Origin of the sequence: Micromonospora deserti (assembly GCF_003236335.1) — a bacterium.
Taxonomy (GTDB): Bacteria; Actinomycetota; Actinomycetes; order Mycobacteriales; family Micromonosporaceae; genus Micromonospora; species Micromonospora deserti.
The window spans coordinates 1-5,563 of the sequence record NZ_POUB01000345.1 but is presented as its reverse complement, the minus strand read 5'-3'; the positions used below and the strand labels follow the sequence as shown (position 1 = coordinate 5,563).

Here is a 5,563-nt window from a genome sequence, read left to right as displayed (position 1 = left end):
GGTCGTCGCCCCCGCCGACGACCACCCCGCCGTCGAACGCCGCCTGCACGGTGAAGTACACGCCGGCGAGCGTCTGGAACAACGGCTTCACCGCCGACGTGACGATCACCAACCGCGGCTCCAGCACCATCAACGGCTGGAACCTGACCTACAGCCTGCCCGCCGGACAGCAGGTCACAAACGCGTGGAACGCCACGGTGACGCAGAGCGGATCCGCGGTGAGCGCGCGCAACGTGGGCTGGAACGGGTCCATCGCGCCGGGTGGTACGGCGAACGTCGGGTATCAGGGGACGCTGAACAGGGCGTACTCGTCGCCGACCAGCTTCTCGCTCAACGGGATCGCCTGCTCGCGGGCCTGACGCTCATCGAGCAAGCAGAAGGGGCGTGACCGTAAGGTCACGCCCCTTCTCACTGCGACGGGTCGGAGGCCCGCCCCAGAGCGGGATCCCCACAGCCGCTAACGGTCACTCAACCGGCCTCTCCGCACTTCACCAGTCTTCACAGGGGAAGTGAGTCGAGCGGACGCAGTCGTGGTCGATCACCAGGACGAGTCGGTACCGCCCGAGATTGGCCAACCGGTCGAACAGCGACTGCGCATACGGCATACCCGGTTCATTCGTCGTGAAATCGAGAATAAATGGATGGCTGTGATGCGGTTCGTCCTCCTGGGGCTCGGACGTCAGCCAGACCCGAACCGAGTCGTCGCCCCCGAGGAACATCTCCTCACCGGACGGCGCGCGCACGATGTCGAACCCGAGCACCACGGCGAGTTCCCGCGCCACCTCGTCGAGGCATGGTTCCCAGCCGGGATCGGCAGCACCGAGCAGCACCGTCATCTCCATAAAGGTTTCCCTCCGTCAGCAGCTCGCCCAGTCGATTCCGTCACAGTTGATGTCGCTCGAGATCGGTTGCATCCCGGCACGCCAGCGGCCAGGCCCGCGCCGACACCGACCTCGCCTGGGTCACCCCCCACACCTTCCGCAAGACAGTGGCCACCCTCATCAAGGAAGAGACCGACACCAAGAGCGCCGCAGCACAGCTTGGGCACTCCAGCGAAGAAGTGACCGACACGTACTACATCGCCAAGCCCGCCCAAGCACCCGACGTCTCCGACATCCTTGAACGACTCGGTGCCGACCCCACCGGGCGCCCCGCACCCGACGCACACAACGATGCACATGGATGACGAACCTGGTTGCCGAACCCGGTAAACGGGGGGTTTTCGGGGGGAGGTTCAAAACTTTATAGACAAAGATTAAAGCCCTGACCAGCGTTTCCGCTGGTCAGGGCTTTTTTTGCGTCGGGACGGCCGGATTCGAACCGACGACCCCTTGACCCCCAGTCAAGTGCGCTACCAAGCTGCGCCACGTCCCGATGCCCCGCCGGGTCTCCCCCGCGACAGCCGGTACAGCTTAGCGCAGGATCTTCCCGTCGTCCCACAGGCCCCTCCGTGCGCACGGTAGCGCCGACGCTGGCCACATCCCCTCAGGCGTCCTAGGAGGATAGGTGGGATGCTGAGTCGCAGAAGCGGGGCGGGGCAGCGCCCCCGCCCCGCTCTCAACGTGACGTCAGCCGTGCGCCTTGCCGCGACCGCCGGGGCCGACCTTCTTGCGGGGGCGTACCGAAATCTCGATGGGACTGCCCTCGAAGCCGAACTCCTCGCGGAGCTTGCGCTCGACGAAGCGCTGGTAGCCGGCGTCCAGCGGCCCGGTGGTGAACAGCACGAAACGCGGCGGGGCCACGCCCGCCTGGGTGGCGAAGAGGATCTTCGGTGCCCGGCCACCACGCACCGGGTGTGGGGTGGCCTGCACCAGCGCGGTCAGCCAGGCATTGAGCTGCGCGGTCGGCACCCGGGTCTCCCAGCTCGCCAGGGCCCTGCCCAGCGCCGGTGCCAGCTTGTCCACCGCGCGGCCGGTCTGCGCCGAGAGGTTGAGCCGGATCGCCCAGGGGATCCGGCGCAGCTCCCGCTCGATCTCCTTGTCCAGGTAGTACCGGCGGTCGGCGTCCACCAGGTCCCACTTGTTGAAGGCGATCACCAGGGCCCGGCCGGCCTCGGTGACCATGGACAGGATCCGCTGGTCCTGCTCACTGATCACCTCGCTGGCGTCGAGCAGCACCACGGCCACCTCGGCCGCCTCGATCGCCGAGGCGGTACGCAGGCTCGCGTAGTACTCGGTGCCGCTGGCCTTGCCGACCCGCTTGCGCAACCCGGCGGTGTCGACCAACTGCCAGGTCTCGCCGCCGATCTCGACCAGGCTGTCCACCGGGTCGACGGTGGTGCCGGCGACCGAGTCGACCACCGCCCGCTCCTCCCCCGAGAAGCGGTTGAGCAGGCTGGACTTGCCGACGTTCGGCCGACCCACCAGGGCCACCCGGCGCGGGCCGCGCGGGCGGTGCTCCACGATCCGCGGAGCCTCAGGCAGCGCCTCCATGATGGCGTCGAGCAGATCGCCGGAGCCCCGGCCGTGCAGCGCCGACACCGGGTGCGGCTCACCGAGGCCGAGCGACCACAGCGACGCGCTCTCCATCTCGATCGAGCTGTTGTCGGCCTTGTTCGCCACCAGGATCACCGGCTTGGCGCTGCGGCGCAGCATCCGCACCGCCGCCTCGTCCACGTCGGTGGAGCCGACCATCGCGTCGACAACGAACAGCACCACGTCAGCGGTGGCGACGGCGGCCTCCGCCTGCGCCGCGATCGCCGCGGCCCGGTCCCGGGCGTCCGGCTCCCAGCCGCCGGTGTCCACCACCGTGAACTGCCGGCCGGCCCACTGCGCGTCGTACGGGACCCGGTCCCGGGTCACCCCGGGGATGTCCTCGACGACCGCCTGCCGGCGGCCGATGATCCGGTTGACCAGGGTCGACTTGCCCACGTTGGGCCGGCCGACCACGGCCACCACGGGCTGCGGACCGGGCTGCTCCTCGACCTCGACGTCCGGTTCCCGCAGCTCGACCCAACCCTCCGCCTCGGTCACGCCACACCCCGCTCGGTCAGCAGGCCGCGCAGCCGCTGGACGACCTCGTCGATGCCCAACTCGGTGGTGTCCAGCACCACCGCGTCGGCGGCCTGGGTCAGGGGGTCAGCCTTGCGGGTCGAGTCGAGCCGGTCCCGGCGAGCCAGGTCGGCGGCGGTGACCGCCACGTCGCTGGCGTCTTCGGCGCTGCGCCGGGCCGCCCGGGCCGCCGCGGAGGCGGTCAGGTAGACCTTCAGGTCGGCGTCCGGCGCCACCACCGAGCCGATGTCGCGGCCCTCGACCACGATCCGCCCGGCGTTCGCGATCATCTCCCGTTGCCGGGCGACCAGCAGCGCGCGCACCGCCGGCACCGCGGCCACCGCGGAGACCGCCGCGGTCACCTCGGGCCCGCGGATCTCCGCGTCGACGTTCACACCGTCGGCGGTCACGCCGTACCCGTTGGGGTCGGTGCCGATGCGCAGGTCCACCTCGCCGGCGACCTTGGCCACCGACTCGGCGTCGGCGAGGTCGACGCCGGAGCGCAGCACCGCCCAGGTGATCGCCCGGTACATGGCGCCGGTGTCGAGGTAGCGGGCACCGAGGCCGGCGGCGAGCCGCCGGGAGACGGTGGACTTACCCGAACCGGACGGCCCGTCCACAGCGACCACGCACCGCCCGGCCCGTACGTTTTCCTCCACCGTCGTCCTCCTCAGCCCGTACCTCGCACGCCGCCAGCCGGCGACCGCGAGCGGTTGTCCCAAACGTTCTCAATGATGCCCGGCCGCGCGGACCGGCGCGGGCGACGCCACCGGAGCACCCCGCCGTCCACGGTCCCACCGGGCCGCCACGGAGCCTACCGGCACCCGTACCCCGAACGTCGGGGTCAGTCACCCACCGCCTTGAACAGGGCGGCGACCTCCGCGTTGGTGAGCCGGCGGGTCCGCCCGGCGCGCAGGTCACCCAGCCGGATCGGCCCGATGGCGGTACGCACCAGCCGGCTCACCGGGTGCCCGACCTCGGCGAGCAGCCGCCGGACGATGTGCTTGCGCCCCTCGTGCAGGGTCAGCTCCACCTGGGCGGTCCGTCCCAGGGTGTCCACCACCCGGAACGAGTCGACCTTCGCCGGGCCGTCCTCCAGCTCGACGCCGACCGTCAGCCGCTTGCCGAGGTTGCGCGGGATCGGCCCGGACACCTCGCAGAGGTACGTCTTGGGCACTCCGTACGACGGGTGCATCAGCCGGTGCGCGAGGGTGCCGTCGTTGGTGAGCAGCAGCAGGCCCTCGCTGTCCGCGTCGAGCCGCCCGACGTGGTAGACCCGCTGCTCCACCCGGTTGCCGAGGAAGTCCGCGAGGGCCGTGCGCCCCTTCTCGTCGGCCATCGTCGAGACGACCCCGCGGGGCTTGTTCATTGCCAGGTAGACCAGCCTGGTGTCGGCCACCAGGCGCTCGCCGTCGACGTGGATGACCGCGGTGGCCGGGTCGACCTTGTCGCCGAGCTGCGCGACCCGGCCGTCGACGGTGACGCGGCGCCGGAAGATCAGGTCCTCGCAGGCGCGCCGGGAGCCCACGCCGGCCGCGGCGAGCACCTTCTGCAACCGCTCCGGTCCGGTGTACGTGGGCTCGTCGGTACGGGGGGCGCGGTCATCGCGTGGCATCGGCAAACTCTTCTACGTCGTCGGGAAGGAACGGGGCCAGCGGCGGCAGCTCGTCGACGCTGTTCAGCCCGAGCTTCTCCAGGAACATCGTGGTCGTCCGGTAGAGGAACGCCCCGCTGTCCGGTTCGGTGCCGCACTCCTCCACCAGCCCGCGGGAGACCAGCGTACGGATCACCCCGTCGCAGTTCACCCCGCGGATGGCGGAGATCCGCGACCGGGTGACCGGCTGCTTGTAGGCGACCACGGCGAGCGTCTCCAGCGCGGCCTGGGTCAGCCGTACCGACTGCCCGTCCAGTACGAACCGCTCCACGTACGTGGCGTATTCCGCGCGGGTGTAGAGACGCCAGCCACCGGCGGCCCGGCGCAGCTCGAAGCCGTGCCCGGCGGCGGTGTAGCCGGCGGCGATGTCGTCGAGCATCGGCCCGATCCGCCCGGCCGGCTCCCCGAGCACCTGGGCCAGGGTGAACTCGCTGACCGGCTCGTCCACCACCAGCAGGATCGCCTCCAGCGCGCCGCGCAGCTCCACGTCGTCGAGTTCCGCCGCCGGCTCCGGCGCCGAGGTCGCCCGCCGCCGGGGCGCCGGCTGCTTCTTCGGTACGCCCTCAGCCGCGCCCGGCCCCGGGATGTGCTCCAGTCCCGCCGTTTCGACCCGCTCGGGGCCCCGCCCCGCCGCATCAGCTCCGTCGGCGCCCTCGCCAGCCGGATCGGCGGGGCTCTGCACCGGCTCCGCACCGACCGCCCCGTGCTCGGCCTCGCCCGCCTCGCCGCCCAGCGGCGCCGGAACGGTCTCCTCCGAGGTTTCGGCGCGGAACATCCCCTGGCGGGGCAGTTCCGTCCCAGGATCCGCGGAAGCGTCGGGTGACTCGGAGATGGTGGAGGAGTCCGGCCCGTCGGTGGCTGGTGCGCCTTCACGGTCTTCCGGGGACGACTCGCTCGGCGGGGTGGGGCGCTGCCAGGG

At 71.3% G+C, this 5,563-nt stretch carries 7 protein-coding genes and 1 tRNA gene; 2 read left to right on the top strand and 6 right to left on the bottom strand.

Annotated features, from left to right (window positions below; translation table 11 throughout):
* On the top strand, nt 1-359 hold a 359-nt coding region (locus tag C1I99_RS28830), incomplete at its 5' end, for a cellulose-binding domain-containing protein (protein ID WP_199562430.1).
* A gap of 129 nt (nt 360-488) precedes the next feature.
* Here the strand turns inward: C1I99_RS28830 and C1I99_RS28825 are convergent.
* The gene (locus C1I99_RS28825; protein WP_111137349.1) at nt 489-842 is read right to left on the bottom strand and encodes a hypothetical protein; all 354 of its coding nucleotides are present in this window, start codon (nt 840-842) and stop codon (nt 489-491) included.
* A gap of 146 nt (nt 843-988) precedes the next feature.
* On the opposite strand from C1I99_RS28825, the gene C1I99_RS28820 reads away from it, so the two are divergent.
* On the top strand, nt 989-1,186 hold the full coding sequence (locus C1I99_RS28820) for a site-specific integrase (protein ID WP_233512771.1): 198 nt from the start codon (nt 989-991) through the stop codon (nt 1,184-1,186).
* Nucleotides 1,187-1,300: 114 nt separating this feature from the next.
* Here the strand turns inward: C1I99_RS28820 and C1I99_RS28815 are convergent.
* The 5 genes from C1I99_RS28815 to scpB form a co-directional block, all read right to left on the bottom strand.
* A tRNA-Pro gene (locus tag C1I99_RS28815) sits at nt 1,301-1,374 on the bottom strand.
* A gap of 194 nt (nt 1,375-1,568) precedes the next feature.
* Entirely contained in the window at nt 1,569-2,972 is a 1,404-nt protein-coding gene (der, locus tag C1I99_RS28810; protein WP_111137348.1) for a ribosome biogenesis GTPase Der, read from the bottom strand.
* The gene (gene cmk / locus C1I99_RS28805; RefSeq protein WP_111137347.1) at nt 2,969-3,649 is read right to left on the bottom strand and encodes a (d)CMP kinase; all 681 of its coding nucleotides are present in this window, start codon (nt 3,647-3,649) and stop codon (nt 2,969-2,971) included. The genes der and cmk overlap by 4 nt, the downstream gene beginning before the upstream one ends.
* A 185-nt stretch (nt 3,650-3,834) precedes the next feature.
* Nucleotides 3,835-4,605: a pseudouridine synthase gene (locus C1I99_RS28800; protein ID WP_111137346.1), complete on the bottom strand. Its 771-nt coding sequence runs from the start codon at nt 4,603-4,605 to the stop codon at nt 3,835-3,837.
* Nucleotides 4,592-5,419 (bottom strand): SMC-Scp complex subunit ScpB, encoded by an 828-nt coding sequence (scpB, locus tag C1I99_RS28795; protein WP_233512772.1) that lies wholly within the window; start codon nt 5,417-5,419, stop codon nt 4,592-4,594. Before scpB ends, C1I99_RS28800 begins: the two co-directional genes overlap by 14 nt.
* Nucleotides 5,420-5,563: the final 144 nt, after the last annotated feature.